Annotated in this window: 20 protein-coding genes; 11 read left to right on the plus strand and 9 right to left on the minus strand. The window is 65.4% G+C overall.

The window, feature by feature from the left end; translation table 11 throughout:
* Positions 1-106: 106 nt before the first annotated feature.
* Positions 107-1,099, minus strand: coding sequence for a glycosyltransferase family 2 protein (locus CJU94_RS16580; protein WP_095419612.1), 993 nt, complete (start codon positions 1,097-1,099; stop codon positions 107-109).
* On the opposite strand from CJU94_RS16580, the gene CJU94_RS40900 reads away from it, so the two are divergent.
* Positions 1,098-1,349, plus strand: a complete 252-nt coding sequence (locus CJU94_RS40900; protein WP_157763758.1) for a hypothetical protein — start codon at positions 1,098-1,100, stop codon at positions 1,347-1,349. The two genes, CJU94_RS16580 and CJU94_RS40900, sit on opposite strands and share 2 nt — an antisense overlap.
* 85 nt (positions 1,350-1,434) lie before the next feature.
* The gene (locus CJU94_RS16585) at positions 1,435-2,895 is read left to right on the plus strand and encodes an oligosaccharide flippase family protein (RefSeq protein WP_095419613.1); all 1,461 of its coding nucleotides are present in this window, start codon (positions 1,435-1,437) and stop codon (positions 2,893-2,895) included.
* A 42-nt stretch (positions 2,896-2,937) separates the two neighbouring features.
* Here CJU94_RS16585 and CJU94_RS16590 read toward each other — a convergent pair whose 3' ends face one another.
* Genes CJU94_RS16590 through CJU94_RS16615 form a run of 6 tightly spaced genes read right to left on the minus strand, consistent with a single transcriptional unit; the run spans position 2,938 to position 10,992 of the window.
* The gene (locus CJU94_RS16590) at positions 2,938-4,092 is read right to left on the minus strand and encodes a glycosyltransferase family 4 protein (protein WP_095419614.1); all 1,155 of its coding nucleotides are present in this window, start codon (positions 4,090-4,092) and stop codon (positions 2,938-2,940) included.
* The gene (locus tag CJU94_RS16595) at positions 4,089-6,551 is read right to left on the minus strand and encodes an NHL repeat-containing protein (RefSeq protein ID WP_095419615.1); all 2,463 of its coding nucleotides are present in this window, start codon (positions 6,549-6,551) and stop codon (positions 4,089-4,091) included. The genes CJU94_RS16590 and CJU94_RS16595 overlap by 4 nt, the downstream gene beginning before the upstream one ends.
* 13 nt (positions 6,552-6,564) lie before the next feature.
* Positions 6,565-7,722 (minus strand): glycosyltransferase family 4 protein, encoded by a 1,158-nt coding sequence (locus CJU94_RS16600; RefSeq protein WP_095419616.1) that lies wholly within the window; start codon positions 7,720-7,722, stop codon positions 6,565-6,567.
* Positions 7,719-8,897, minus strand: a complete 1,179-nt coding sequence (locus CJU94_RS16605; protein ID WP_095419617.1) for a glycosyltransferase family 4 protein — start codon at positions 8,895-8,897, stop codon at positions 7,719-7,721. Before CJU94_RS16605 ends, CJU94_RS16600 begins: the two co-directional genes overlap by 4 nt.
* Before the next feature lie 11 nt (positions 8,898-8,908).
* Positions 8,909-10,459: an O-antigen ligase family protein gene (locus CJU94_RS16610; RefSeq protein WP_095419618.1), complete on the minus strand. Its 1,551-nt coding sequence runs from the start codon at positions 10,457-10,459 to the stop codon at positions 8,909-8,911.
* Positions 10,459-10,992 (minus strand): GNAT family N-acetyltransferase, encoded by a 534-nt coding sequence (locus CJU94_RS16615; RefSeq protein ID WP_095419619.1) that lies wholly within the window; start codon positions 10,990-10,992, stop codon positions 10,459-10,461. Before CJU94_RS16615 ends, CJU94_RS16610 begins: the two co-directional genes overlap by 1 nt.
* Before the next feature lie 349 nt (positions 10,993-11,341).
* Here CJU94_RS16615 and CJU94_RS16620 point away from each other — a divergent pair, with 349 nt between their 5' ends.
* The 9 genes from CJU94_RS16620 (at position 11,342) to CJU94_RS16660 (ending at position 24,004) form a co-directional block, all read left to right on the plus strand.
* Entirely contained in the window at positions 11,342-11,593 is a 252-nt protein-coding gene (locus tag CJU94_RS16620; RefSeq protein WP_007182182.1) for an acyl carrier protein, read from the plus strand.
* Positions 11,590-12,873, plus strand: coding sequence for an acyl-CoA dehydrogenase family protein (locus CJU94_RS16625; RefSeq protein WP_095419620.1), 1,284 nt, complete (start codon positions 11,590-11,592; stop codon positions 12,871-12,873). Before CJU94_RS16620 ends, CJU94_RS16625 begins: the two co-directional genes overlap by 4 nt.
* A 1-nt stretch (position 12,874) precedes the next feature.
* Entirely contained in the window at positions 12,875-13,939 is a 1,065-nt protein-coding gene (locus tag CJU94_RS16630; protein WP_095419621.1) for an amino acid--[acyl-carrier-protein] ligase, read from the plus strand.
* Positions 13,936-15,012 (plus strand): DUF1839 family protein, encoded by a 1,077-nt coding sequence (locus CJU94_RS16635; RefSeq protein ID WP_095419622.1) that lies wholly within the window; start codon positions 13,936-13,938, stop codon positions 15,010-15,012. Before CJU94_RS16630 ends, CJU94_RS16635 begins: the two co-directional genes overlap by 4 nt.
* 40 nt (positions 15,013-15,052) lie before the next feature.
* On the plus strand, positions 15,053-17,695 hold the full coding sequence (locus CJU94_RS16640; RefSeq protein WP_095419623.1) for a glycosyl hydrolase 2 galactose-binding domain-containing protein: 2,643 nt from the start codon (positions 15,053-15,055) through the stop codon (positions 17,693-17,695).
* A 630-nt stretch (positions 17,696-18,325) separates the two neighbouring features.
* Positions 18,326-19,060 carry a Crp/Fnr family transcriptional regulator gene (locus tag CJU94_RS16645; protein WP_007182187.1) on the plus strand — a complete coding sequence of 245 codons (735 nt, stop codon included), beginning with the start codon at positions 18,326-18,328 and terminating at the stop codon, positions 19,058-19,060.
* A 35-nt stretch (positions 19,061-19,095) separates the two neighbouring features.
* Complete coding sequence (locus CJU94_RS16650; RefSeq protein ID WP_095419624.1) at positions 19,096-20,481, plus strand: undecaprenyl-phosphate glucose phosphotransferase; 1,386 nt, start codon at positions 19,096-19,098, stop codon at positions 20,479-20,481.
* A 2-nt stretch (positions 20,482-20,483) separates the two neighbouring features.
* Positions 20,484-21,437, plus strand: coding sequence for a glycosyltransferase family 2 protein (locus CJU94_RS16655; RefSeq protein ID WP_095419625.1), 954 nt, complete (start codon positions 20,484-20,486; stop codon positions 21,435-21,437).
* A 170-nt stretch (positions 21,438-21,607) separates the two neighbouring features.
* Positions 21,608-24,004, plus strand: coding sequence for a polysaccharide biosynthesis tyrosine autokinase (locus tag CJU94_RS16660; protein WP_095419626.1), 2,397 nt, complete (start codon positions 21,608-21,610; stop codon positions 24,002-24,004).
* Between the two features lie 390 nt (positions 24,005-24,394).
* Here CJU94_RS16660 and CJU94_RS16665 read toward each other — a convergent pair whose 3' ends face one another.
* Together CJU94_RS16665 and CJU94_RS16675 are read right to left on the minus strand one after the other, a co-directional pair.
* A complete protein-coding gene (locus CJU94_RS16665; RefSeq protein ID WP_095419627.1) occupies positions 24,395-24,817 on the minus strand; it encodes a helix-turn-helix domain-containing protein in 423 nt (140 codons plus the stop codon).
* 548 nt (positions 24,818-25,365) lie between these two features.
* On the minus strand, positions 25,366-26,583 hold the full coding sequence (locus CJU94_RS16675; RefSeq protein ID WP_095419628.1) for a glycosyltransferase family 4 protein: 1,218 nt from the start codon (positions 26,581-26,583) through the stop codon (positions 25,366-25,368).
* Between the last annotated feature and the right edge of the window lie 13 nt (positions 26,584-26,596).

Here is a 26,596-nt window from a genome sequence, read left to right on the forward strand (position 1 = left end):
TACAACAAACGCCGCATGATCGATATGTACGTCCCGCCACATTGTCTCGGAGTCCGATTCATCGGCGAAGGCGCGTCTTGCGGTTGATCGGGAGCGGACCGCGTAGTCAGTGGCCGTGCGGCGCGCGCAGTGCGAACATCGAGCGCACGGCGAGCAGCACGTGATAGACGAAACGCGCGCGCAGTCTGTCGCGCATCGGGTAATGCCTCGACAGCAGCACGCGCCACGCCGCGGCGGTCTCGCCCGCGCGCGCATAGGCGGAGGCCGCGCGCGGCGCCACGCGGCGCAATGCCTCTTCGCGCGCGGCCCGCGCCGCTGCCGGCACATGGCTCTCGCGCAGTTGCGCGAACGCGTGCATGGCGGGCAGCGCATGCGTGGAAATCGACAGCGCCGTTTCGCGCGATACGGACACGAACTCGTCCACGAAGCAGATCGCGGCGGCGTCGACGCTCAGCCGCAAGCCGAAATCGAAGTCGCACGCTTCGCCGACTTCGGCGGCCGGCCGATACCCGATGCGGCGCGCCGCCAGGGTAGTCACCAGATAGCCGTTGTTCGGGAACATCTGGTCGATGCCCGCCAGCGCGGGCACCGGCAGACGGCCGGCGCGCTCTGCTACGCGCCGGTAATCGCGGTTCAGGCGTTCACTGGCGTCGGGGCGCGGCGTGCCGTCGTCGGCGATAACGCGCTGCTTGCCGAACGCGGCGGTCAACTCAGGACAGATTTGCCAGCATGCGTCGAGACGGCGCAACGCATCCGGTTCGAGCAGATCGTCGTCGTGCAGCAGCACGAGCCGGGCGCCCCGTGCGCGCGCGAACAGGCGGTTGACGTTGGCCGCCTGACCGAGCCGGGGCACGTTGCGTTCGTAACGAATGAGCCGGTCGCTGCGCAAGCGGCAGCGTTCCACCACATGCCGCGCGCTGTCGTCCGTCGAGTCGTCACCGATAACGATTTCGAACTCGCCATACGTCTGCGCGTGACAACTGTCGATAGCCTGCTCGAGCAACGCAGGCCGGTTGCAGGTGGGAATGCAGATCGAGATCAGCCGCGCATCCCGTTCACTCGCGCCGCTGCCGCGCTGTTCACGGATGCGATCAGCCATGGACGCCCCACAGACAGCTCTTGCTCCGGTCACGTTGCAATCTGGCCGGCGAGCGGCGCACGAGTCCGACACGCTTCATGGTGAAACCCCGTTCGATGATCACGCGGCAAAACAGCACCGCGCGGCGTTATTTTCTGTTGATTCGCATTTAACCCTGCCGGATGGCGAGCATCTGTACGGCCACCCACATAGACGCGCCGGGGGCGGGAGCAATATCGACAACCGGCGACGGGCCGACGCCATCGCGTAAAACGTGCCGCAGGGTGCGACTGCGCACCGACAGCGGCCTCTACCCACCACACCATTGCACGAATTCAGACGCCGGAAAGCGCACCATGGAAAGAAGTATCGTCAGGAACATCGTCATCAACTTCGCCGGAGCGATCGCTCCAACGTTCATCTCTCTCGTCACCGTGCCCGCCTATATTCATCTGATGGGCGTCGAGCGATACGGCGTGATCAATCTCGTGTGGACCCTGATCGGCTACTTCAGCGTGCTGGATCTCGGCACCAGTCTCGCCACGGAAAATCAGATCTCCAAAGCGCGCACCGCCAATGACGATTCGATCGAGCGCATCTTCTGGAGCGCATGGTTCATGAATCTCGGCACCGGCATCGTGGGCGGCCTTCTCATTTACGCCGGCACGGTGGTCTATATCACGCACGGCGTGAAGATCGAACCGGCCTTCCAGCGCGAAGTGATGGCGAGCCTGCCGTGGATCGCCGTGGCGGTGCCGATCGCCAACGTCTCGTGGGTGTTTGCCGGCGCCATCAACGGCGTGGAGCGTTTCGCGAGCTTCAACATCAACCAGACGCTGGGCACGGCGCTGTTCCAGTTGCTGCCGTTAGCGGCGATCTTCTGCTTTTCGCCCTCGCTCGCGGTCGTGATTCCGGCGGCGGTGGTGGCGCGCCTCGTCGCCGGCCTGATGCTCGGCGCGGCCGCGTTTCGCGCGCTCGGGATTCGCTGCGTGCGGATGCCGCAATGGCACGTGATGACCGAACTCTTCCGTTATGGCCGCTGGATGCTGATGTTCTCAGGCGCCAACATGATTGCGTCCACGCTCGACCGGGTGCTGGTGGGCGCGCTGCTCGGCGCGCGTTATGTGACCTATTACGCGACGCCGCAGAATCTGATCACGCGTCTGAATCTGTTGCCCATCGCGATGGTGCGCACGCTGTTCCCGCGGCTCTCGGCCGTGTCCCGTGCGGATGCGGACGCCCTGGCGCATAGCGCCCTCGCCTTTCTCAACGGCGCCTTCACGCCCTGCGTGATCGTCGCGCTGTTCGCACTCAAGCCTTTTCTGCTGCTCTGGCTCGGGCCGACGGTCGCGGCCGCCGCGCCGGTTGCCAGCGTGCTCGTGCTCGGCGTGTGGCTGAGCGGCCAGTGCGGGATTCTGGGGATCCTGATCCAGGCGCAGACCAGCCCCGCCGCCGTGGCTACGGTGAGCTGGCTCGAACTGCCGGTATTCGCCGGCGCGCTATGGTGCGGGATCCACTGGTTCGGGATCATGGGCGCGGGTGTCGTCGTCACGCTGAAAGCGCTCTTCGACTATGCGGTGCTGCTGGTGTTCGCGCGGCTGCACGTGTGGACCATCGTGCGCAATATGCTGGCGCATCTCGCGTTCCTGCTGGTTGCGCTCGCACTCGCCGATTCGATCAGCGCGCTGCCGACGCTCATCGCCGCGGCCCTCGTGCTGGCCCTCGCGAATCTGGGGCTATCGCTGCATGGGTCGAGCGAGCTTCGCGGCGTCGTCTACAAGCTCTGGGCGCGCTTCACGCCGTCCACCAGCAGCTAGCCTGGAAGGTTGAAGCGGGCCGCTCGTGCGTGGCCCGCTCTGTCAGATCGTGGTCGAATGCGTGACGGTGTCCTGCACCACCCGGCTTGCCGCCGCCATGCCACGCGTGGCGATGCTCGCGAAACGGCGCGGCTGGCAGCTTGCCAAGGTGCGTTCGTAGATCGACAGATAGCCGTCGCTCACCTGGTGCACGCCGAATTTTTCGAGCTCGAGCGGCGCGCGCGCTGTCAGCGCCGTGTGCGCGTCAGGCTCGGTCATGAGATGCCCGAGCGCCTGCGCCAGCGCGGCGGGGTCCTGCACCGGCACGAGCACGCCGGCTTCGCCGCCGTCGAGCATCTCAGGAATGCCGCCCACCCGGGTCGCCACGATCGCGCGGCCCATTTCACGCGCTTCGCACAGCACGAGCCCGGCCGCTTCGTAGTGCGAGGCGAGCACGAACACGTCGGCTTGCGCGAGATAGGCACGCGGGTCGGCGACAAAACCTTCGAAACGCACCTGCGCGGCGATACCCAGTTGCTGCGCCAGCGTTTCCATCGCCGCGCGATCGGGCCCGTCGCCCACGAGATACAACGTTGCGTGCGGCACGCGCTGGCGCAGCAGCGCGAAGGCGCGCAGCAGATCGCCGATCCCCTTGCGCTCATACATGCCCGACACCGTGACGACGCACGGATGCGCCAGTTGCGGTTGCGCGGGCACCGGCGTGTCGGCAAGGCGCGGCGTGCCGATCGTACCGTTACGCACCACGCTCAGCCGCGCCGGCGCAATGCCGCGCCGCGCCATCGCCGCGGCCACTGCATCGCTGACCGCCACCACGTGGTCGCCGACGCCCATCAGCGTGGCGCTGCGTTGAAACTCGTTGTGCACTGTCGTGATCAACGCGTAGCGCCGCCGCAGGGTACTCACGCGAGCGATCAGCGCGCCCGTCATCATATGCGCGTGCACGATGTCGGGGTCGACCTGCGCGACCAGCCGCCTGAAGCCCGCCACCATGCTCGCCACGCGCGACGGCCGGGGCGATTGCGGCAGCAGCACGTGACGCACGCCGTGGCGCGCCAACAGCGTTTCAAAGCCGCCGCCCGCCGAGGCCACCGTCACGTCGTGGCCGGCGCGCGCCTGCAGGCACGCGAGATCGACCATCACATTGACGATGCCATTGCCGATGCATTGCGCGTGGTTGGCGAGGTGAATGATTTTCATGGGGTTTGCGCAACAGTCGTTGAGTGAGAGGCGGCCGCGGCAGGCGGCGCCGTTTGCGGCGTGAAGCGGTACATCAGCGCTTTGCCGTACGCGTCTTCTTCCACCAGCACGAGGTATTCGCCCGAGGCGAGGCGATGGGCGGTCATCGGCATCGGCACGTCGACCCAGCCGCTCGTCGAGCCGACTTCCTTGCCCGGCGAGAGGCGCCCCACCTCGCGTCCGCTCGCGCGGTCGTAGACACGCACCACGGCGCCGCGCGTTTCGACCGCGAACACGTAGTCGCCCGCCACGGCGAAGCCGCTGATCGACGACCAGTCCGGCGCGCCGCGGTCGGGCAAGCCGATCACATAGCGCAGCACGGGTTTGCCGCTCTTCCAGTGGTCGTAGCGGGCCAACTGCGAACCCGCGCCATTCCAGTTCTCCTGAACGAAGGGATGCGCGGGCGTCGAGCCGGAGACGAACATGCTGTCCTGATCCGGGAAGTAATTGAGCCGCGCGATCCGGTAGAACGGCGCGGGCGGCGCATACTGCCGCATCGCCGCGTAGCGGTAGACCGGATTGCCGACGCGGTCGAAGCCCTGCAGCGGAAAGCACCGAATGCCCTGCGATTCGGTGCCCTGCCAGATATCGCCGCGGCTATCCACCCACCAGCCGCGCATTTGCGGCGCGTCGGCGGTGCGGGGGTTCTGGTCGAATGCCGCGGGAGAAAAATCGCCCTTGCCCGTCGTGTCGCGCCAGATCCATTCACCTTGACGCGGCTGGTTGGGCGGCCATGCGCCGTCGATATGCGCTTGCGAGAAGAGCCCTGCGGGAATCGCGGTCTCGCGATCGTCGGCGAAACGATAGATCCTCAGATACGACGAGTACATGTCGGTCGTATAGAGCAGACGGTGACCGCGCACGTCGCGCACCATCGGCATGCCGCGCTGGCCGCCGAGATACAGATGGAAATACGGATCGTATGGATAGCGGAAGCGGTCCGCGGTGTAGCCGGCATACGACCACTCCTGCCCGAGCGGACGCGCCAGATCGAGCGTGAAGCGCTTGCTGCCGCTGTACACCGAGGGCGGCTCGCCATCCACGAACTGCGCGCCGTCCACGAACAACAGTCCCTGCAGGCTGAAGCGCTGCGTGCCATCGGGCGTATAGCTTTCGAGCAGCGCGCCGTCGTAGGTGCTCGGCCCCGTGCCGAATGGGCGCGGACCCGCGCCGTTCATCGACACATAGACGTTGCCGCCGCGGTCCACGCCCACGCCCGTCAGCCCGTTAAAGCGCCGCGGCCCCGGCGCGCCGGCCCGCCCGGCGTAGATGCCGCCTTCCTGACCGAAGCTCGCCGACCATCGCATGCCCGCTCCCTGCTGATTCGTACCGCCCGCCGTCGCGCCGGAGTCCGCCGTGAAGATCAGGATCTGCTGGCGCACGCCGTTGTCGGCAATCAACAAGCGAGCGCGCGTATCGAACGTGAGGTCCACGGGTACCACGCCGTCGGGCAACCTCAGTTCGCCCAGCCGTGCACCATCGCGCGCACGGTGAACCACGCGCCGCGCGCTGTCTGTGCGGCTGTTCTCGATCACCCACAGCGAGCCGTCGGGCGCGAGCGCGAGGCGCCCAGGCTCGTGCACCGGAAACGCGCCGACCGTTTGCATGGTTTGCGCGTCGTACACCTCAACGCGGTTATCGAGCAGGTTGGAGACGAAGAGCCGCGAGTCGTCCGCAGCGAGGCCGCGGACCGCGAAGTCGGTCTTGTCGGAATACGTGGAGATCAACAGATACGCGAGCCGGCTGCCGGCGGGGAACCTCACCTGAGCGGCGAACGGCACGCCGTCGCGAATGTCGGCACGGCTGCGCCGCGCCACGCCCGTCCACACTTCGCCCTCGCGCGGGGTCGCGCGGTGCTTCGCCTCTTCGTTGCCGAGGCTCACCATGGTTTGCGCGACATACACGTATTCGCTGTTCACGGCGATCGCGTCGCCACCCATCATCCCCCAGCCATGGGACTCGCCGCCGTGGCGCACCAGTTCGCCGTTGCGGTACTGGCCCAGTTCGCCGCCGCCTTCGTCCCAAGGCGCGTTCGTGAACACGTCGCCATCGGGCGTAACGGCGAGCGCCTGCACGTCGATCTGCATCCAGCGATGATCGGCGTAGCCCCACGTATTGCCGATCCACGAGGTTCGGTAGGATAGCGAAGGATGTGCGGATGCCGCCTGCGCTTCGGCGGCGGGCCGGCTGGCCGCGGGTGCGGGTGCGGGTGCGGGTGCGGGTGCGGGTGCGGGTGCGGGTGCGGGTGCGGGTGCGGGTGCGGTCGTGGCGGCTCTCGCGGCCGCAACGGCCTCGGCGGTAAGCGCCGGCCCATGAATCGTCCATCCGGAACCGCTCGCCGCGATCACCGCCAGCACCGGCAACGCCAGGGCAATAGCGCACCCGAGGCGCTCGAAGGTTTTGCGTGCCGTGCTTCGCATGATCACGGGCGCATCAGAATGCGCTGATCGCTTCGCGGTAGACACGCGCAATCTGCGCGGCGACCACCGGCCGGTCGAAATGCGCGCTCGCATACGCGCGGCATGCCTCGGCGTCCGGCATCACGCGCCGCCCGAGCAGGACATCGGCAATCCCTTCGCCGATCGACCTGAAACCGCTCGAAGGCAGCACCAGTTCGGACGACAGCGGCGCCACTGCTTCCGGCAGGCCGCCGACCGGCGTCACCAGCACGGGCGTGCCCGCCGCGAGCGACTCGATCGTGGTGAGCCCGAAGCCTTCGAGCGACACCGTCGGCACCACCGAAAGATCGGCGGCCCGATACCACAGCGGCACGTTCTCGTCGGATACGAAACCCGCCAGCCGGACATTGCGCTCCAACCCGCGCGAGACGATGCGCGCGTGCAACTGGGCTTCCAGCGGACCCTTTCCGGCGATGACCAGCAGCACGTCCGGGATCATCGGCTTGACGATCGCCATGGCGTCGATCAGGTCCTCGAGTCCCATGCGCGAGACGAGACGCCGCATGCAAAACAGCAGCGGCCTGTCCTGCGGCAGATGCAGACGCGCGCGCGCCTGGGGTCGGGTCGTGCGCGTATTGAAGTGCGCCACATCCACACAGCCCGGCACGATACGAATGCTGTCCTCGCGCACGCCGTAGTTCTCGTGAAGGAGCCGGCCGAATGCCTGTGAGAGCACGATATGCCGCGTCCCGCTGCGATAGACGAAACGCTCGAGCGCCACGCGCATCGCGCGCGACCAGCCGCCCCCGCCGCCCGGAAACGATTCGGCCGCCCACGGTCCGTGAAAATGCACGACCTTCGGCACGCGCCGGAACACGCCCACGGTCGGCGCCGCATAGAGCGCGAAATGCGTGGCCACCACATCGGGCATCTTCGCGGCCCGCAGCGCGCGCGACTGCACGCGCGAACCCCACAGCCGCGTGCCGAGCTGCGACTGCGCGCCGGCAAAGGCCAGCACGCGGCCGCCCGACGCATCGAATACGCCCGGCGTGCCGGCCACCATGCCGCGCACATTGACTCCCTGATCTGGCAGCGTATCGATCAGCGCCTTGAACATGCGGTCGAGGCCGCCCGGCCTCTCGTTGAACCAGTGCATCCCGATCTGCAACGAGTCGATCGACGTATCGCTCATAGTTCCGCCGATGCGCTCGCGCACGCCGCCGGCAGCTCACGCGCCGTGCGCCGCGCATGCACCTGCTCATAGACCGACAGATAGCGCGCCGCCATCGCCTGCCAGCTCAAGGTGCCGGCCACCGCGCGCGCGGCGAGGCCAAGACGCCGCGCGTAGTCCGGCTCCCTCGCGAGATGTTCGATCGCCACGGCGAGCGCGGCGGCGTCGTTCGGATCGTCGAGCACGATACCGCTGCCGCGCGCGATCACCTCCGCGCCGCCCGCGGTGCGCACGGTGATGACCGGCAGTCCCGCGGACAATGCCTCGAGCAGCACGAGTCCCATCGGCTCATAGCGCGAAGGAAACACGAACGCGTCGACCGAGCGCATCAGCGCGGGCATGTCCATCACCATGTCGGTGAAGTGAACCCGCTGCGTCAGTCCGAGCGACTCCACCAGCGCGGGATACGGACTGTTGTGCAGAATCCCGGCAACCGCCAGATGCACCTCCGGGCACGTCCGCACGAGCGCATGCAGGACCGTATCGAGATTCTTGCGCGACATGCGCAGGTCGCCGGCGAACAGCAGCATGAACGGCGCTTGCGGCAAGTTGAAACACGCCCGTTCCGGCGCGCCGGGCGTGAACTCGCCGACGTCGACACCGTTGTGGATCACCTGCACGCGTGCCGAGCCGATGCCCAGCGCGCGAACTTCGCCGGCCACTTTCTGGGAGACCGGCACGATCACCTCGGCATGCCGGAACGCCCACTTCTCGCAGACGATGTTCAGCAACGTGTAAATGACCTGATACGCGTGATACAGGTTGTGCAGCAGCCTGAAAGGATAAAAGCCGCAGCGATACCAGCCGTCGTGGACAAAATGCGCGGCGTTGACGTCCGCGCGCGCCCACGCGATGAAACCGTTCACGTGCACCACGTCGAATTCGTCGCGATGCGCGCGAATCCACGCGCCGCAACGCCACGCGAACATCTGGTATTGCAGCAGCTTGGTCGGCAACCGGCTGGTGGCGACCTGCACGAAACGCACGTGCGGGTGTTGCACCAGCTCGGGCGCTGCCTCGGCGGCAAGCAGCGTCACCGAATGACCGGCGGCGAGCGCCGCCAGCGCGACTTCATAATTGACCCGCCCCTGCCCGTCGTTCTTGCGCACGACGTGGGTGACGATCAGAATCCGCATCCTTGTGTCCTTCATCTGGATATCTTGTGATGCCGTGCTGAAACCCCGGCGGCCGCGCCCTGACGTTCACGCGCATAGCGCAGCGAAATCACCGGCAGCGTCACGCCGAGAAAGAAAAACATCCCCGACACGGAGGTCAGCGTGTTGATGAAAACCATCATCGAGAAAATCGCTACCGCGACGCCCACGCCGGAGATCGCCAGCAGATCGGTCGGATGCAGCCGGCTCGCCCGGTACGCGCGCCACAGCAGCATGAGTACGCCGGTGGCATAGAGCAGCGTGCCCGGCCAGCCCATCACGAAGGGCACCTCCATCAGGCCGCTGTCGAAATCGACCCGCGCCGTGGATGATTTGTCGTCGGACAGCTTGGTGCCCAGGCCGATCGTGCCGAGCCCCTGTCCTGCGATGTCGGTGAACGCCGAGGAGAAAAAGCTCTTGTAGAACTCGGCGCGCGCCTGATAGCTGTTGTCCTCGCCGAGGTTCTGCATCGTGCCGAAGCGCTGGAGCACCGGTTCGGCGACCTGATCGATCATCATCAGCGGCGCGGCCATCACGGCCAGCCCGAGCACGCCGGCCAGCAGACGCATGCGGCTTTTGCCGTCGAGCATGAGGAACGAGTACACCAGTGCGATCGCAAAACCGCCCCACGTGCTGCGCGCGCTGGTGAGCAGCAACGCGGGAATGCCCACGCAGCCCAGCAGGATGCGCGCCTTGCCGCGCGCCGCGAGCGACATCAGCAGGATCGTCATCAGCGTGACGGCGAACGGGCCGCATGAATTCATCGTGCTGCTCACGCGCATCCCGAAGGGCACCGGCTGCCCTTCGGACTGCATCTTCGAGGCGACCAGCCAGAATGCGTCCCACGGCATCGGCGAAACGAATTCGACGAGACCGTACACGCTCATCAGGAGTCCGCCATACACGAACGTCTTCAGCAATACCCGGTGATAGCCGGGATAGTGGCGCCACGTGACGGTGAGATAGAACGCCACCATCACGGGATACAGCCAGTTGATCAGCGTGTAGGTCGCGGCAGCGGGACCGACCTGCGCCATGCCGACCACGTACGCATACAACAGCGCGATCACGATCAGAACGAGCGGCGCCGCGCGGCGCTGCCCCAGCAGCGAGACATGCTTGAGCAAGGTCAGGCCGGTGAGCGCGACGGCAAGCAATGGCGCGATCATGATCGGGCTTTGATCATTGAACGCCCCGTTGACGAAGTCCGCGAGACGGCGCACTTCCGGCGTCAGGAAAAAGAGCCAGCAGACAAAGCCCAGGTAGTGCGCGGGCGAGCGCCAGTAGAACCACAACGCAACGCCGAATGCGCCGAGCGGAAAGAAGTATTCGACCACCCTGCCCTGATGCAGCGCGATCAGCCCCAACGTCACCGCGAATAGCAGCAACGGCAGGCGCAGTGGATGACGCAGGCCCCTCGACCGCACGCGGGCAACCGGCGCGGCGGACTCAACCGCCGCGCCGGACCACCCGCGTGCCTGGTCCGGCGTCGGTCTCGCGAGGGCAACCTGGGCGCTGGAAGGCGTGACGAGCATTCGCCCCATCACAGCAACTCGAAGGTGTTGACGAGCACGGCGGCGCCCCGTTCGCGACGCCGCACGCCGAACAGCGGCTGACTGGCGCGCGCCTGGCGCGTGAGACCGATGAACGGCACGCCGTGTTCGAGATAGGGTCCTTCGGTCTTGCGAAAGCCGAATTGCTCATAGAAGCCGCGCAAACCGAGCGGCGCGCAGACACGCGCGGCCTGTCCCGGCCAACGTTCGGCGATCGCCTGCAGCACGCGCTCGATCAGCAGGTCGGCGGTGCCGTCGCCGCGTCGCAGCGGACTCGTCAGCACCTTGTCGATGACGATCTCGGGGTCTTCCGCGTCGCCGGGCTGCACGCGTGCGTAGGCGAGAATCGGCATGGAGCGTCCCATGTCCTCCACCGCGAACACATGCAGCGCATTTTCGTCGCGGCCGTCGGCGTCGAGACAGACATGCGATTGTTCGACCACGAACACCGCGCTACGCGCCCGCAGGATCAGATACAACTCGCGTGCCGAAAGCTGATCGAATTCCAGCGTTTTCCAGTTCATCACGTTCCCCAGCGGTCAATAAGTTCAACGAGACCGGCGCCGCGCGCCGGCTCCGACGGCCTGGCTGCCTGCGCCGGTCCGTTCTGATGGCTACACGGTACGTCCGCAAACCTCGTGTTTCCGTGCGCCATCGCACCGACGCTGGGCGTTGACAATTCTTAAATACGAGACATCGGGGCACGGCTTGACACGACGCCGCCTGAAACCGCACGCCATCACTGTGAATGCGGCACGCCCGGCAAACGGACCACACCGGCATGCGCCGCTGCAATGGACACAAAAAACGATCACGTGCGTTCGATCGATGTCCGCGACATCAGAGACCGTTGAACAACTGGGGGACCACACCATGAAAACCGCATTGCGACGCATCCTTTCCGAATCGGCTCGCCTCGACGTCCCGCCGGACACCCTGGCTGACGACGCCGATCTGTACGCCGCGGGCTTGTCCTCGCTCGCGACCGTGCATCTGATGCTGGCAATCGAAGATGAATTCGGCATTGAAATTCCGGACCGGCTGCTGACGCGGCGGCTTTTCTCCAGCATCGATTCGATGGCCGCCGCGGTGACCGAACTGCAACAGGCGAAGGCGGCCGCATGAACGCCCCGCTGCTGAACGCGGCGGCGCCGCACGCCCCTGCGCTGGCGCCGGCGCACGACGAGGCCGGCGCGCCGGTCGTGCTGAGCGCCGTCGAAACCGAACCCGGCTGGCGCGCGGCGGCGCAACGCTGCGCCGCAGTGGCCGCGCAGTTCGCCGACTCGGTGGATCGCGAAGCGCGCTTTCCGCACGAAGCGTTCGACGCGCTCAAGCGCGAACGCCTGCTCTCGGCGCTGGTGCCGGCCGCGTTCGGCGGTGCGGGCCTGTCGCTCGCGGAGGTCGGCGCGATCTGCGAGACCCTCGCGCAAGGCTGCGCTTCCACGGCGATGGTGTACGCCATGCACCAGATCCAGGTGGCCTGCATCGAGGCGCATGGCAGCGACTCGGCGTGGCACAGGCAATTGCTCGCGCAGCTGGTCGAGCAGCAATGGCTGCTGGCTTCGGCCACCTCGGAGGAGACCATCGGCGGCAACATGCGCACCAGCGCCTGCGCTGTCGAGCTCGACGCCGCGCACTTTCGCATCGACAAGCTCGCACCGACCATCTCGTACGGCGCGCACGCCGACGGCATTCTCGTGACCGCGCGGCGCACCGCCGAGTCGGCGGCCGCGGACCAGGTGCTGATCGTCGCGCTGCGCGCCGACACGCAACTGGAAAAGCGCGGCGGCTGGGATTCGATGGGTATGCGCGGCACCTGCAGCGAGGGCTTCCGGCTCGTCGCCACGGGTCTGGCCGAACAGATTCTGCCGACGCCCTTCGCCGAGATCGCCGATCAGACCATGCTGCCGGTCTCGCACACGCTCTGGGCCTCGGTCTGGACGGGCGTGGCAGGCGACGCCGTGAATCGCGCCAAAGCCTTCTTCCGCGCGCAGGCGCGTTCCAAGCCCGGTGCGATTCCGCCGGCCGGCTTGCGCCTCGCCGAAGCGGTCGGTCTGCTGCAGATGATGCAGGCCCGCCTCGCGGTCGCGCTCACGGCGGCGCGCGCCGCTCATCACGCTCGCCACGGCGGCTCGCAAGCCGATGCGCCGCTCGCAGCCATGCTCGGTTTCGCCTCCGACATGAACACGCTGAAGACGAGCGTCTCCACCACCGCGCTGCAGGTCGTGCAGGAAGTGCTGATGATCTGCGGCATGGCGGGTTACAAGAACGGCACACCGTACAGCGTGGGACGCCATTTGCGCGACCTGTACTCCGCGCCGCTGATGATCAACAACGACCGCATCGCGCAGAACACCGCGAGTCTGTTGCTCGCGCAACGTCCTGCCGCCCCGGGGAGAGCCTGAGATGAACACGATGACCGATACCGCCGCCCTTGCGGCCGCCGCCCAGGCAGCGCAGGCGCCTCGCTTTCGCGATGAACTGCTGGCCGCGGGCCTGTTGATCGATACCGGCGAAAACGGCCTGTACGGCCGCAGTCAGATTTTCGAGGACGTGGTGGACCGTCTGAACGTGGCGATCACGCATCTGGGCGCGGACCAGCAGCCGGAAGTGCTGCGCTTTCCGCCCGCCATGCGCCGCACCGACTTCGAAGACAGCGAGTATCTGAAGAGCTTTCCGAATCTGGCCGGCACGATCCACTCGTTCTGCGGCGACGACATGGGCCACCGGCGCCTGCTGCGCGCGCTCGACGACGCCATGACCGAAAGCGACGACGACCGCAGCGACTCGTGGATGGCGCAGCAGAAACCGACCCGCGTGGTGCTCACGCCGGCCGCCTGCTACCCGATCTACCCGGTGATGGCGCGGCGCGGTCCGTTGCCCGCGGCGGGCCGCACGATCGACGTGCTGTCGTATTGCTTCCGCCACGAACCGTCGCTCGATCCCGGCCGCATGCAGATGTTCCGTCAGCGCGAGTACGTGCGCCTCGGCAGCGGCGAACAGGTGATGGCGTTCCGCCAGATGTGGATCGAACGCGGCTCGCTGCTCGTGAAACTGCTGCAACTGCCGCTCGAAGTGGATCTCGCCAACGACCCGTTCTTCGGCCGCGGCGGCAAGATCGTCGCCGACAGCCAGCGCGCCCAGGCGCTCAAGTTCGAACTGCTGATTCCGGTGGCCGACCCGCGCGGCAAGACCGCTTGCCTGTCGTTCAACTATCACATGGAACACTTCGGCGCGATCTGGAAGATCGCGTGCGACGACGGTACGGTTGCGCATACGGGCTGCGTCGGCTTCGGCATGGAACGCATCACGCTCGCGCTGTTCCGTCATCACGGGCTCGATGTGAACGCCTGGCCGGACGACGTGCGCGCGCTGCTGTGGGGCGATACCGAAGCGCGCGTGGCGCACGGCATCGCGTCCATGCAAGCGGCGTCCGGCGTGGCGGCGCAAGGCGCCGGAGAGCGCGTATGAATCCGTTGCTGACACCCGTGCCGACCGGCGTGCACACCGCCTTCCCGCTGACCCGGCGCGTCGATCTGTCCGCCGCGGGCGGCGTTGCCGCGGCCACGCCGGCCGCGCCCGCCACGCGTTTGCGCGAGCATGCGCCACACGCGTTGCATCAAGGCGAGCGCGTGTGGCAAGAAACGAATTGCTACGTGGACCTGTGGATCGAACTGTTGCATGGCTTCGGGCTCGATCCGCGTGCGGCGTTCGGCTTCACCGTCACGCAGGATTTCGAAGGCGATCAGTTCACGTTCTTCAAATTTCCGCTCGAAGACCTCGAACGGCTCTACGGCACCCAGGTGCAGGAACTGGCCATCTACGATTCGCTCGAAGCTCGCGTGCTCGCGCAGACTTCGCGCGGCCATACCGTGCTCGTGGAAGTGGACGGCTATTACCTGCCGAACACGCGCGCCACGTCGTACCGGCGCGAACATCCGAAAACCACGGTGGGCATCGACTTCATCGACCCCGCGGCGCGCCGTCTCGGCTATTTCCACAACACCGGCTATCACGTCCTCGACGGCGAGGACTACGACGGCGTGTTCCGCAAGCTGCCGCAATTCGCGCAGCAGCCCGACCTGCTGTTTCCGTACGTGGAGTTCGCCAAGCAGGCGCGGCCCGCGCTCGAAGGCACGGCGCTGGCGGAAGCGTCGGCGGAATTGTTGTGCGCGCACCTGGGGCGCCGGCCGCTCACCAATCCGATTTCGCCATGGCGTGCCGCATTTCCCGCGCATCTCGAGACGCTGCTCGAACGTGGCGAAAAATTCTTCCACCCGTACTCGTTCAACCTGATGCGCCAGCTCGGCGCGAATTTCGAGTTCCTCTCGAAGTATCTGCAGTGGCTTTGCGCGCAAGGCTTCGAGATTCCGGCTTCGATTCCGGCAGCGGCGCAGCGCATCGCCTCCGAGTCGATGGTCATGCAGTTCCGGCTCGTGCGAGCGATCGCGCGCGGACGCCGCGATCTGTGCGAAGACTGCTTCGACGTGCTCGAAAGCGCTTACGAAAAGACGCTGCCACCGCTCGCCGCGCTGGTGCTGTGACACGCCGCGCGCGGCTTCGCGGACTTCTCGGGAACTCGCCGTGGATGCATTGACGATCGACCTGGTGCCTGATGAAGGCGATGCGAGCGGCGCATTCGTGACCGCTGCCGGCGAAGCCCGCGATGCTGCGCAAGCCGAGACCGATGCTGCGTTGGCTCGGGCGTCGCAGACACTTTGGCCGCAGCGCCTGGATACCGGCTGGCAGTGTGTCAGCACGGCGGCGGGCGCGTGCGCGTCGCCCGCCGATTTGCCGGTGCACGGCTGGCTCGCCGCGCAGGTGCCCGGCACCGTGGCGGGCGCGCGGCGTGCCGCGGGTCTGCTGGACCTCGCCAATCCGCCGCCGCTCGCCTTCGACGATCACTGGTACCGGCTCGCCCTCGCAGGCACCGGCAAACGCCGCTTGCGTTTGCACGGCCTCGCCACCGTCGCCGAAGTCTGGCTCGACGGCGTCAGGCATCTCGACTCCGATTCGATGTTCGTCACGCACGATCTCGACATCGAACTGAACGGCAGCGCAACCCTCGCGCTGTGCTTCCGCTCTCTCACCCCGGCATTGGCGGCAAAACGTTCGCGCGCGCGCTGGCGGCCACGGCTCGTGTCGCCGCCCACCTTGCGCAACGTGCGCACCACGCTGCTCGGCCATATGCCTGGCTGGTGTCCTTCGGTGCAGGCGGTCGGCCCATGGCGTCCGGTCGAGATGCTGGGCGACGCGTCCCACGCATTCGACACGGTGGACGTGTCGAGCCGCATCGACGGCGACGACGGCCTTGTTTCGTTGACGCTACGTTTTGTTCATCCGCACGATGAAGCGCGCTGCCGCGCGGCGCTTGAATGCGGCGACCGTGTTTCGTCTTTGCAATGGCGCGATGCATATACACTGACCGGCAGCGTACGCGTTCCGCGTGTGCAACGCTGGTGGCCGCACACGCACGGCGAGCCCACTCTATATTCATTGACGTTGCAACTTGATGACGGGCGCGCGACATCTCATGTGCTGGGGAGGGTCGGCTTCCGCAGTATGGAAGCGGACCGCGGCGCGGACGGCATGGGCTTCGCGTTGCGCGTAAATGGCCTGCCGGTGTTTTGCCGCGGCGCATGCTGGACCAGTGCGGACCTCGTCACCCTCGGCGGCAGCGAAGCGCAATTGCGGCACGCTTTCACGCTGGCCCGCGAGGCGGGCATGAACATGTTGCGCGTGGGCGGCACGATGGTGTACGAATCCGACACGTTTTACGCGCTCGCCGACGAATACGGCATGCTGGTGTGGCAAGACTTCGCGTTGGCGAATTTCGACTACCCGAACGATGCCGCATTCAGCGCGTCGATCGAGCGCGAAGCCACCCAGTTTCTCGTGCGCACACGGCGCTTCGCGTCGCTCGCGATACTGTGCGGCGGCAGCGAAGTCGACCAGCAGGCCGCCATGTTCGGCCTGCCGCCTTCGATGCGCGCGCAACCACTCTTCACCGAACAGTTGCCCGCCATCGTCGCGCGCGAACGCTCCGATGTGCCGTATGTAAGCAACTCGCCATCGGGAGGCGTGTGGCCGTTTTCGACTAACGAAGGCGTCACTCACTACTACGGCGTCGGCGCCTATCAGCGTCCGCTCGACGATGTGCGCCGCTCGCAAGTGCGCTTCGCCGCCGAATGCCTCGCCTTCGCCAACGTGCCGGACGACGCCACCTTGCGCGACGCGCTCGGCACGATTCATCTGCACGATCCGCGCTGGAAGGCCGCCGTGCCGCGCGACCCCGGCGCCGGCTGGGATTTCGACGACGTGCGCGACCATTATCTGCAAACGTTGTATGGCGTCGAGCCCGCGCGCCTGCGTTACGAAGACCCCGAGCGCTATCTGGACCTCTCGCGCGCGGTGGTCGCCGAATTGATGGCGGACGTCTTCGCCGAATGGCGCCGTACCGGCTCGACATGCGGCGGCGCGCTGGTCTGGCAACTTCAGGATTTGCGGCCCGGCGCGGGCTGGGGCTTGATCGATGCCACAGGACGGCCCAAGAGCGCCCTGCACGGCCTCGCCAGAACGCTCCAACCCATTCAGGTGCTCATCACCGACGAGGGCCTCAACGGCCTCGACATTCATCTGCACAATGAGCGCGCGCAGCCACTAGGCGCGCAACTCGAACTGGTCTGTCTGCGCGAGGGCGGCGTCAAGGTCGCCTCCGCCAGCTGCGAAGTCGAACTGGCGCCGCATGGCGTGCAGCGTTTGAGCGCGGCCGCCTGTCTCGGCCAGTTCTTCGATTTCACGCACGCGTACCGTTTCGGCCCGCGCGCGCACGACGTGACGATCGCCACGTTGCGCGACCGAACGAGCGGCCAGATCATTTCGGAAGCGTTTCATCTGCCGGAGCGGCGCATTGGCGATCGCCACGAACTCGGCTTGACGGTTGCCGCCGAGCGCAACGGCGACGGCTGGCAGCTCGTGATCGAAACCCGGCGTTTCGCGCGCTTCGTTCATATAGTTGACCCACACTACCGTGCCGCGCAGGACTGGTTTCATCTGCCGCCGAACCGCCGCTGCGTCGTGCCGCTGATTGCGCTCCTGCCTTCCGCTCCCCCAGACCGATTCGTTGCACACGCATCGAATGCCGTGTTTAAAGCTGATGCAACATACCCGGCGCCCGCCGGCGAAGTTCGCGCGGTCAATGCGATATCCGCCACGTTCTACGGCTGAACGTCTTCCTGATCTAGCCACCCCTTCGCGAAGCGCGTAAAACCTCGCGCTGCGCGAGCCCATCTGTCTGGTCTGCGGAATCACTGTTGGTTTTTCTCAGACTTTTGGCGTGCCAAAAACCCCATCGGTTCGCCACCGCACGCAGCGCGTCGAACACATCTGAATCAAATCCGGCACATCCCGGACGCCGCGTTAAAACGCCTGCTGAAGGGCTGATTCATCCCTGAGACACCTGCCACCAGGCCCCTGCCAACACCCGCCAGGCCAATCCCAGCAAGGCGTTAGTCCAGATGGACAGGTCCCGCCGCCCGGCCGTGGGGCGCGGGACCGTTGTACAGATTTGAAACAAAAAGGCGCGTTTGGCTTCGCACGCCGCTAAGACTTCGTACGTTACCCCGCACCAGTCCTCGTTTCCCCTATCGCTGGCACGCTCCTCGCTAATAGAAGAGCGCAACAACGCGTCACCGCAGATGAGATCCACAACAACGGCGGCGGCGCATCAGGCCAATACGGGGCCGGTACTGTTCATCCTTCGCTGCTCGCCAGGCAGCAAGTCGTCCACCAGGGATGCAGGCATCGGATCAAAAACAGAAAGTCACGCAGAGCGCGACTTTCACGCGAGGACCGATCATGTTGACACTTCAATCCGATTTGCACGGTAACCATTTGCTCGGCGCTTTGCCGTCCCACGAATGGCAGGCACTGGCTCCCCATCTCGAACTGGTTCACCTGCGCACCGAGCAATTGCTGTGCGACTCCGGTCAACGCATTCACCACGTCTACTTCCCCACCACCGCGATCATCTCGATGCTCTCGACGATGGAAGACGGCAGCTCGGTCGAAATCGCCGCGGTCGGCCGCGAAGGCATGACGGGTGTGCCGGTGCTCACGGGTGGCGAGACCATGCCGAACCGCGTGCAGGTCCAATGCGCCGGCTTCGCGTACCGGATGAGCGCACAGGCGCTCAAGCAGCAGTTCGCCCGCTCCGATTTTCTGCGCCGCCTGATGCTGCTATACATGCACGCCCTGCTCACGCAAGTCGCGCAAACGGCTGCCTGCAACCGCCACCACGCGCTGAACAAGCAACTGTGCCGCTGGCTGCTGATCGAGGTGGACCGTGTGGCATCGAATGATCTCACCGTGACCCAGCAACTGATCGCCGACATGCTCGGCGTGCGCCGCGAAGGTATTACCGAAGCGGCCGGCAAGTTGCACGACGAAGGGCTGATCCATCATAGCCGCGGCCACATCAAGGTGCTCGACCGCAAAGGACTCGAAGCACGCGCCTGCGAATGCTATGGGCTCGTCAAGCGCGAATTCGACCGGCTGTTGCCGCGTCTGCGCCAGGCCGAAGCCGTCGAATAAACGCGAGTTCGTCCGACTACGGTATAGAGTCAAATATGTTCAGGAATACTGCGCGATTCCTCGACGCGTTCTTCGTGATTGCGGGAGGCCTGCTCGCTCACTGGATGCGGTTCTCGACACCGATTGCGCTGTCGGACACCGAGCGTCTTTTAATCGCCTTCAACTGCGTGCTGCTCCTGCTGCTGTTTCCCGGCTTCGGCGTCTATGAAACCTGGCGCGGCAAGCCCTTGTCGTCCATGCTGGCGAGAGTCGCCGCCGCATGGATGGTGGTGGTTGCCACCGCGCTCGTGCTGGCGTTCACGCTGCATCGCATGGATGCCGTATCGCGTTTGTGGTTCGGCTACTCCACGCTGATTTCCGGCGCGCTGATCATCGCAACCAAGTGCCTCGTGCATGTGGCGTTGCGATTCGTGCGCAGCCGCGGGATGAACTACCGCACCGTCGCGATCGTCGGCGCACCCGGCTTCGCACGCACGCTGCTTGCCCATCTCGAACATGCGCCACAAGCCGGCTTCAAACCGGTCTGCCTGTTCGATACCAGTATCGAAGCGGCCGAGAACTACGGTGCGCATCCGCACCGTCTGCCGGTACTGACCGATCTGAACGCGTTCGCCGCCAAGGTGCGCGAGGAACATGTCAACGAAGTGTGGCTCGCGTTGCCGCTTTCCGAAGAACACACGATTTACCGGTTCACGCGCATGTTCCGGCATGACTTCGTGAATCTGCGCTTCATTCCCGATGTGCGAAGCCTCTCGCTTTTCAATCACGCGCTGGTCGATGTCGTCGGTTTACCGACGCTCAACCTGAGCGCGACGCCCTTCTCGCCGCCGCAAATGTGGCCCAAGCTGGTCTTCGACCGCCTGTTCGCGGCAGCCGCGCTCTTCGCGCTCGCGCCGGTGTTCGTGGTGCTTGCGATCGGCATCAAGCTCAGCTCGCCGGGACCGGTGTTCTTCCGCCAGATTCGCAAAGGCGTGGACGGCCAGCCGTTCGCCATCTACAAGTTCCGCTCGATGACCGTGCATCACGAAGCGCAGGGCCAGCTCACCCAGGCCTCGCGCAACGACGCCCGCGTCACGAAGCTCGGCGGCTTCATGCGCCGCACGAGCCTCGACGAGCTGCCGCAGTTTCTCAACGTGCTGCTCGGGCAAATGTCCGTGGTCGGCCCGCGTCCGCATGCGGTCGAACACGACGATCTCTACAAGGATCAGGTGTACGGCTACATGTACCGCTACCGGATCAAGCCGGGCATCACCGGCTGGGCCCAGGTCAACGGCTATCGCGGCGCCACCAGCAAGGTGGAAAAGATGGAAGCGCGCGTCAAGTTCGATCTCTTCTACATCTATAACTGGTCGTTCTGGTTCGACATGAAGATCGTGTTCATCACGATCTTCAAGGGCTTTGTCGGCCGCAACGCATTCTGATCATGCCAATTCGGGAACCGTTCGTGAAAGTCTCCGTGATCGTACCGACCTACTGGCGCACCGCCGACCTGGCGCGCTGCCTCGCGGCACTCGACGCACAGGAGCGACGCGCCGACGAGGTGATCGTGATAGCACGCCACGACGATCACGCCACCCTCGACTGGTTGCGCACCCGCGAGGCCAACCGGCCCGATCCGCGCCGCTCGGTCGTGCTGGTGCGCAAACCGGGCGTGGTCGCCGCGTACAACCTCGGCATCGACAGCGCGAGCGGCGACGTGCTCTGCTTCACCGACGACGACGCCGCGCCGCACTCCGACTGGGTCGCGCGGATCGCGCGCGCTTTCGAACGCGATGCGGCGCTCGGCGGCCTGGGCGGACGCGACATCGTGCACGAACGCAACGGCATCCTGCAGGGGCAGCAGCCTCGGGTAGGCATCGTGCGCTGGTATGGGCGGACCATCGGCAATCACCATATCGGCCACGGCAAGGCGCGCGAAGTGCAGGTCCTCAAGGGCGTGAACATGTCGTTTCGCCGCGAGGCGATCGGCGCGCTGCGCTTCGACGCCCGCTTGCGCGGCACCGGCGCGCAGGTTCACTGCGAGATGGCCTTCAGTCTGGACGTGCAGCGGCGCGGCTGGAAGCTGATCTACGACCCGGCGCTAATGGTGGAACACTTCCCCGCCCAGCGCAGCGACGAAGACCAGCGATTCACCTTCAACGACGCGGCTTTCTATAACGCGTCATTCAATCTCCGGCTCATCATGTGCGAATACCTGACGCCGGCTGGCCGATGGGCGTTCGTCGTTTACTCGACGCTGATCGGCGATCGCGCGGACCCGGGATTCCTGCGCGCCTTGTCGCTGGCATTCGAGCGCGGCGGCGTGGCGCTCGCGCTGCGCAAATGGCGAGTCGGTATACGCGCAATGCGCGGGGCATGGCAGGAAGCGATGCGCTGATCGATCGACAAAACTGATCGACGACATCGATCGGCATACCTGATCGACGCAGCGGTTTCTCGCGGGGGAGACAGCATGACTATCACAACGACGGCCGCCGGGCTCGCGGCCGCACCGCTTTTCGATACACGACAGTTGTTCAGAACAATCGCTCGCAACGGGGTATCACTATGAGTACATACGACATGCTGGAACCGGGACCGGCGTCCAGCAGCGACGAAGATGCGGTGATGCGCGATCTTTTGCGCATGGTTATGGATCAGATCTGGTGGGTGATCGGGATTGCCACGAGCGTGATTCTCGCCGCGGTGCTCTATACGAAGATCGCCACACCGATCTATTCCGCCGACGCGCTGCTTCAGGTCGACGCGCAAAACAGCAACACCGGCAACGCGCAAACGCAGAATTCGGCGTCGCTCATGCCGACGGTCGGGCCGATGCGCACCGACGCCGAGATCGAGATCGTCAAGAGCCGCGCGGTGGTCGAACCCGTGGTCGAACAGTTCAAGCTGAACTTCACCACCGCCGAGAAGTCCGTGCCGGTGCTCGGCAAGATCTCGGCGCTGTTCGCGCGCCCGGGCCATCCGCTCGGCGCGGCCTTCGGCCTGGATTCGTATGCATGGGGCGGCGAGCAATTCGAGGTCCAGTCGATCAGTGTGCCGAAGTCGCTCGAAGGCGCGCGTTTGACCTTGCGCGTGCGCGACTACGGCCGCTACGAGCTGACCGATGCATTCGGCCAGCACATCCTGACCGGTGTGGCCGGTCGGGAAGCCACGGGCGACGGCGTCACGCTGTTCGTAAAGACGCTGGTGGCGCGTCCCGGCACCGAGTTCTACGTGACGCGCTACAACCAGCTCGATGCCGTGAACGGCCTCGCCGCCGGTTTGCAGGTCACGGAGAAAGGCCGCGACACCGGCGTCGTGCAACTGTCGTACACCGGCACCGACCCGCACGCGATCACCGACATCGCCAACGCGGTGGCAAAGTCGTATCTGAAGCAACGCACCGAACGCGCGCAGGAAGAAGCGAGCCGCATGCTGAGCTTCCTGAACGGCGAACTGCCGCGCCTGCGCGAAGAAGTGAAGAGGACGGAAACCGCCTTGTCGGAGTATCAGTCGAAAGTCGGCTCGTTCTCGTTCCAGCCGACGCAGGAAGCCGGCGTGTACCTCGCCGGCGGCCTCGATTACGACAAGCAGCTGGGCACGCTGCGCATCCAGCGCGCCCAGCTGTTGCAGCGCTTCACCGAAGCCTCCCAGGAAGTGCAGCAGGTCGACGCGCAAATCGCCGCAATGACGCGCGAGAAAAAGCACTTCGAGGATCACTTCGCCTCATTGCCGAGTTCCGAACGCAACGCCATCGCCTTGCAGCGCGATGCGAAAGTCGCCGGGGAAATCTATGTGACGCTGCTGAACAAGACGCAGGAGCTGTCGATTTCGCGCGCCGGCACGATCGGCAACGTGCATATCATCGATGAAGCCTTGCTGCCCTCCCAGCCGGTGCGGCCGAAGTCGGCGCTGATCATTTCGGCGGGCACGGTGCTCGGCGTGATCGCCGGCATTCTGTTCGCGTTCTGCCGCCGCACCTTCTTCACCGGCGTGTCCGATCCGGAGTTCGTCGAACGGCGCTTTCATCTGCCGATTTTCGGCTCCATCGCCTTCAGTCCGGAACAGGCGCGCAACGACCGGCAATTGAGCGCGATGCGCCGCACCGCCCTGCCCGGGCCGCGCTCGACGCCGACCGAGGTCAGCGAACCCGCGGGCGCCATGCGGCTGTTGCGGCCGCGTTCGGGGACCGGCAGTCAGGTCGAAGTGCCGGTGGGCACGCAGACCATCATCGGCTCGGGCAAGACACCGATTCGGTCGCTGCTGGTCAAGACGCATCCCTATGACACGACGGTTGAAGGCTTGCGGGGCCTGCGCGCCACGCTGCAATTCGGGCTGCTCGACGCGCCCAACCGGATCGTCGCGATCACGAGCCCGGCGCCGTCCGACGGCAAGAGTTTCCTGTGCGCGAATCTCGCGGCGCTGGTGGCGGAATCGGGCAAGCGCGTGCTGCTAATCGACGCCGATCTGCGGCGCGGCCGGCTCGCGCATTATCTGGGCCGCTCGCCGAACGGCGGCCTGACCGAACTGCTGACCGGCCAGGCCGATCTGGAAGCCGTGGCGCGCGCCACCGGCGTGGATGGCCTGCACTTCATCGGGTCGGGCGCTTATCCGCCGAATCCGTCGGAGATTCTGACCTCGCCGCGCTTTAGCGAAATCCTCGCGCGCTTCGAGCAGGAGTTCGATCTGGTCATCGTCGATACGCCGCCGTTGCTGGCGGTCGCCGACGCCGCGGTGGTCGCCAACATTGCCGGATCCACGGTGCTGGTGATGCGCTCCGGCGCCCACACCGAAGGCCACGTGGCCGACGCGCTGAAGAAGTTGCGGCGCGCGCGGGCGCGGGTGGTGGGCGGCGTGATGAATGCCGTGCCGCTCAAGAGTCAGAATCGCAACGGCACGTACGACTATGCCTATGCGTACACCTACTCCGCGGGCGACCCGCCGGACATTCGTGCGCCAGGTTAAAGCGCGCTGAGCGCCGCACAGAAGAACGGGCTGCGCCGTAACAGGCGCAGCCCTTTTTGTATGGCATTGGGGCAAGTCTTCAGCACGGGCTGACACGCGAGGTTCGCATACGTGACTCGCGTATGCGTACTGTTCGCGTGGCTCGAGGGTGCGAGCTTGAGTGCACGTCCTGCCTCCAGACGAGGCTGATTCGGCGGGTTCGCGCGATAGAAACAGGAACGACACCGACGCGGCAAGCGCCGCCACCGGCCGCTAAAAACCGCTGCCGGTGAGGTGTGGATTGAACGAACTGGAGAGCGAAGTGTACGAGGTGTAAAGCGCGAAGCGAGGGACGAGAAAAACTTGCCGGCCGGCACGGCGCGCTGCACCGGGCCGGCGCTGGGTGGCGCTTTACAGAAACGCGCTGACGTCGGTATGAAAACGCACGGCCAGCGCCTTGGCCACCTTCTTGCTGATGGCGCGACGGCCCGCAAGAATATCGCTCACCACGGTGGGCGAGGCGATACCTATCAGGTCCTTCTGCTTGAGCCCATGCGTTTCCAGCAAATGACGCAACACCTCGCGCGGCTCCGCTTTTGGAATCGTCACGTTGTGGGCTTCCCAGCTTTCGATCAGATCCGTCACGATCGCGAACAGATCGGACAGCGGATCTTCCTCGTTGCCGTTCAGATGCTCGGCAAGCGAGTTGGCGAGCCGCACCATGGTCTGGTAGTCCTGCTCGTTGCGAATGGGTGTGATCGGCAGTTGGGCTTGCAGCGCGGCCCAGGTCTGAGCGATGTCGGGAAAGGCTCCCGGAAGGCGATCGGCATTCATGAGTTTAGATTCTTCCTCGTCCAAAGGTCGTACTCCGCATGCGTCAATAGATGACGAACGAATAACGACTGCCTGTTGTAGTGAATCGCCGCAACGATCCGGAACCGGTTGCCGCCTACATCGAAAAACGGTGTATTGAGGCGGCACATGGTCCACGCCGGCGAACGTCTGCTTCAGGTCGTTATAGCCATACGCGAGGCACGCCTGCGCCAGTGAATACCACGTCAATAGCGCACTGCGCGCCCCCGGATGTCTCTTTATGAAGTCCAGCCACGCTTTCTTTGAAATGACCCGCATCGGATCACCTCGCACGTAGTCGCGCGCTGAACATGCGCGCTCCGGCTGCAAGGCTAAACGGAACGGATCGACACCGATAGCCGGCCCGACGGCATAGTCCGAACCGCTGTTTACAGCTCACTGCGGTACCACAAACAGCACTTTATTCGCATGCTGCGAACCTCGTAATATGCGAATAAAGAGACGACTGCCGCTGTTCCGGGTCGTCCCGTCAACATCAAAGGCCGGCTGCCGCGGTCGCGTTCGCCCCGTCAGCGGCCCCAACTGCTTTTTGGCGCCGGTTCGGCGGGCCACCGGAGGTCCTGGGCGACCCGCTCGGGCTCGACCCGCTCCACCGTCCCGATCCGTTGACGCCACCCCGCCGCCGCGATCGTGCGCGTGACTTCGGCCATGAACGCGCGCCGGAAAACCGCCGCCGAAAAGCGTTCCGCGTTCGCACGGCACGCCGCCGGCGTGATCTGGTCGCGCTGACGCTCGAAGCGATCGATCGCGTCGAGCATCGACACCACGGTCTGGCGCGCGAAATACACGCCGGTCGGATGCGCCTCGCCGATCGGCACCACTGTTTCCAGCGCGCCGCCCTTGCCGAATGCAATGACGGGCGTGCCACATGCCTGCGCTTCGAGCGGGACGATGCCGAAGTCTTCTTCGGCGGCGAACACGAAAGCTCGCGCGCGTTGCAGATGATCCTTCAGGACCTCGAACGGCTGATAGCCGAGGATCGTCACGTTCGAACGGGCCTTGGCGCGAATCGCCGTCATCTCCGGCCCGTCGCCGATCACGATCAGCTTGCGGTGCGGGGTGGCGTTGAAGGTCTCGACAATCAGATCGATGCGCTTGTACGGCACCATCCGCGAAGCCGTCAGATAAAAGTCCTCCTTGCGCGTGCACAGTTCGAATTCCTGCACGTCGACGGGCGGCGAAATCACGGCCGCATCGCGCCGATAGGTTTTCATCACGCGGCGCGCAACGAAATGAGAGTTCGCGATCAGACGGTCCACGCTGTTCGCCGAGTGCGAATCCCAACCGCGCAGATAATGAAGCAACGCGCGCGCCGCCCACGACTTCGGTCCATGCGTCAGATTCGCTTCGCGTAGGTACTGATGTTGCAGATCCCACGCGTAGCGCATCGGTGAATGCACGTAGCTCACATGCGTCTGATCCGGGCCGACCAGCACACCCTTGGCGACCGCATAGGAGCTCGTAATGATCAAGTCGTAACCGGACAGATCGAATTGTTCGACGGCAAGCGGCATCAACGGCAAATAGGCTCGATAGTGGTGTCGGGCGAACGGCAGGCGTTGAATGAATGAAGTCGTCACAGGCTTGCCGCCCAGTGGCCTACGGTCTTCGAGGAAATCGACAAGACTGAAGATATCCGCGTCGGGAAAGCACTCGATGATCTGCTCAAGCACCTTCTCCGCCCCGCCCGGCGCGACTAGCCAGTCGTGCACGATCGCCACTTTCATGATCCCCCCGTTT

It is taken from the genome of Paraburkholderia aromaticivorans (assembly GCF_002278075.1).
In the GTDB taxonomy this organism is placed as follows: domain Bacteria; phylum Pseudomonadota; class Gammaproteobacteria; order Burkholderiales; family Burkholderiaceae; genus Paraburkholderia; species Paraburkholderia aromaticivorans.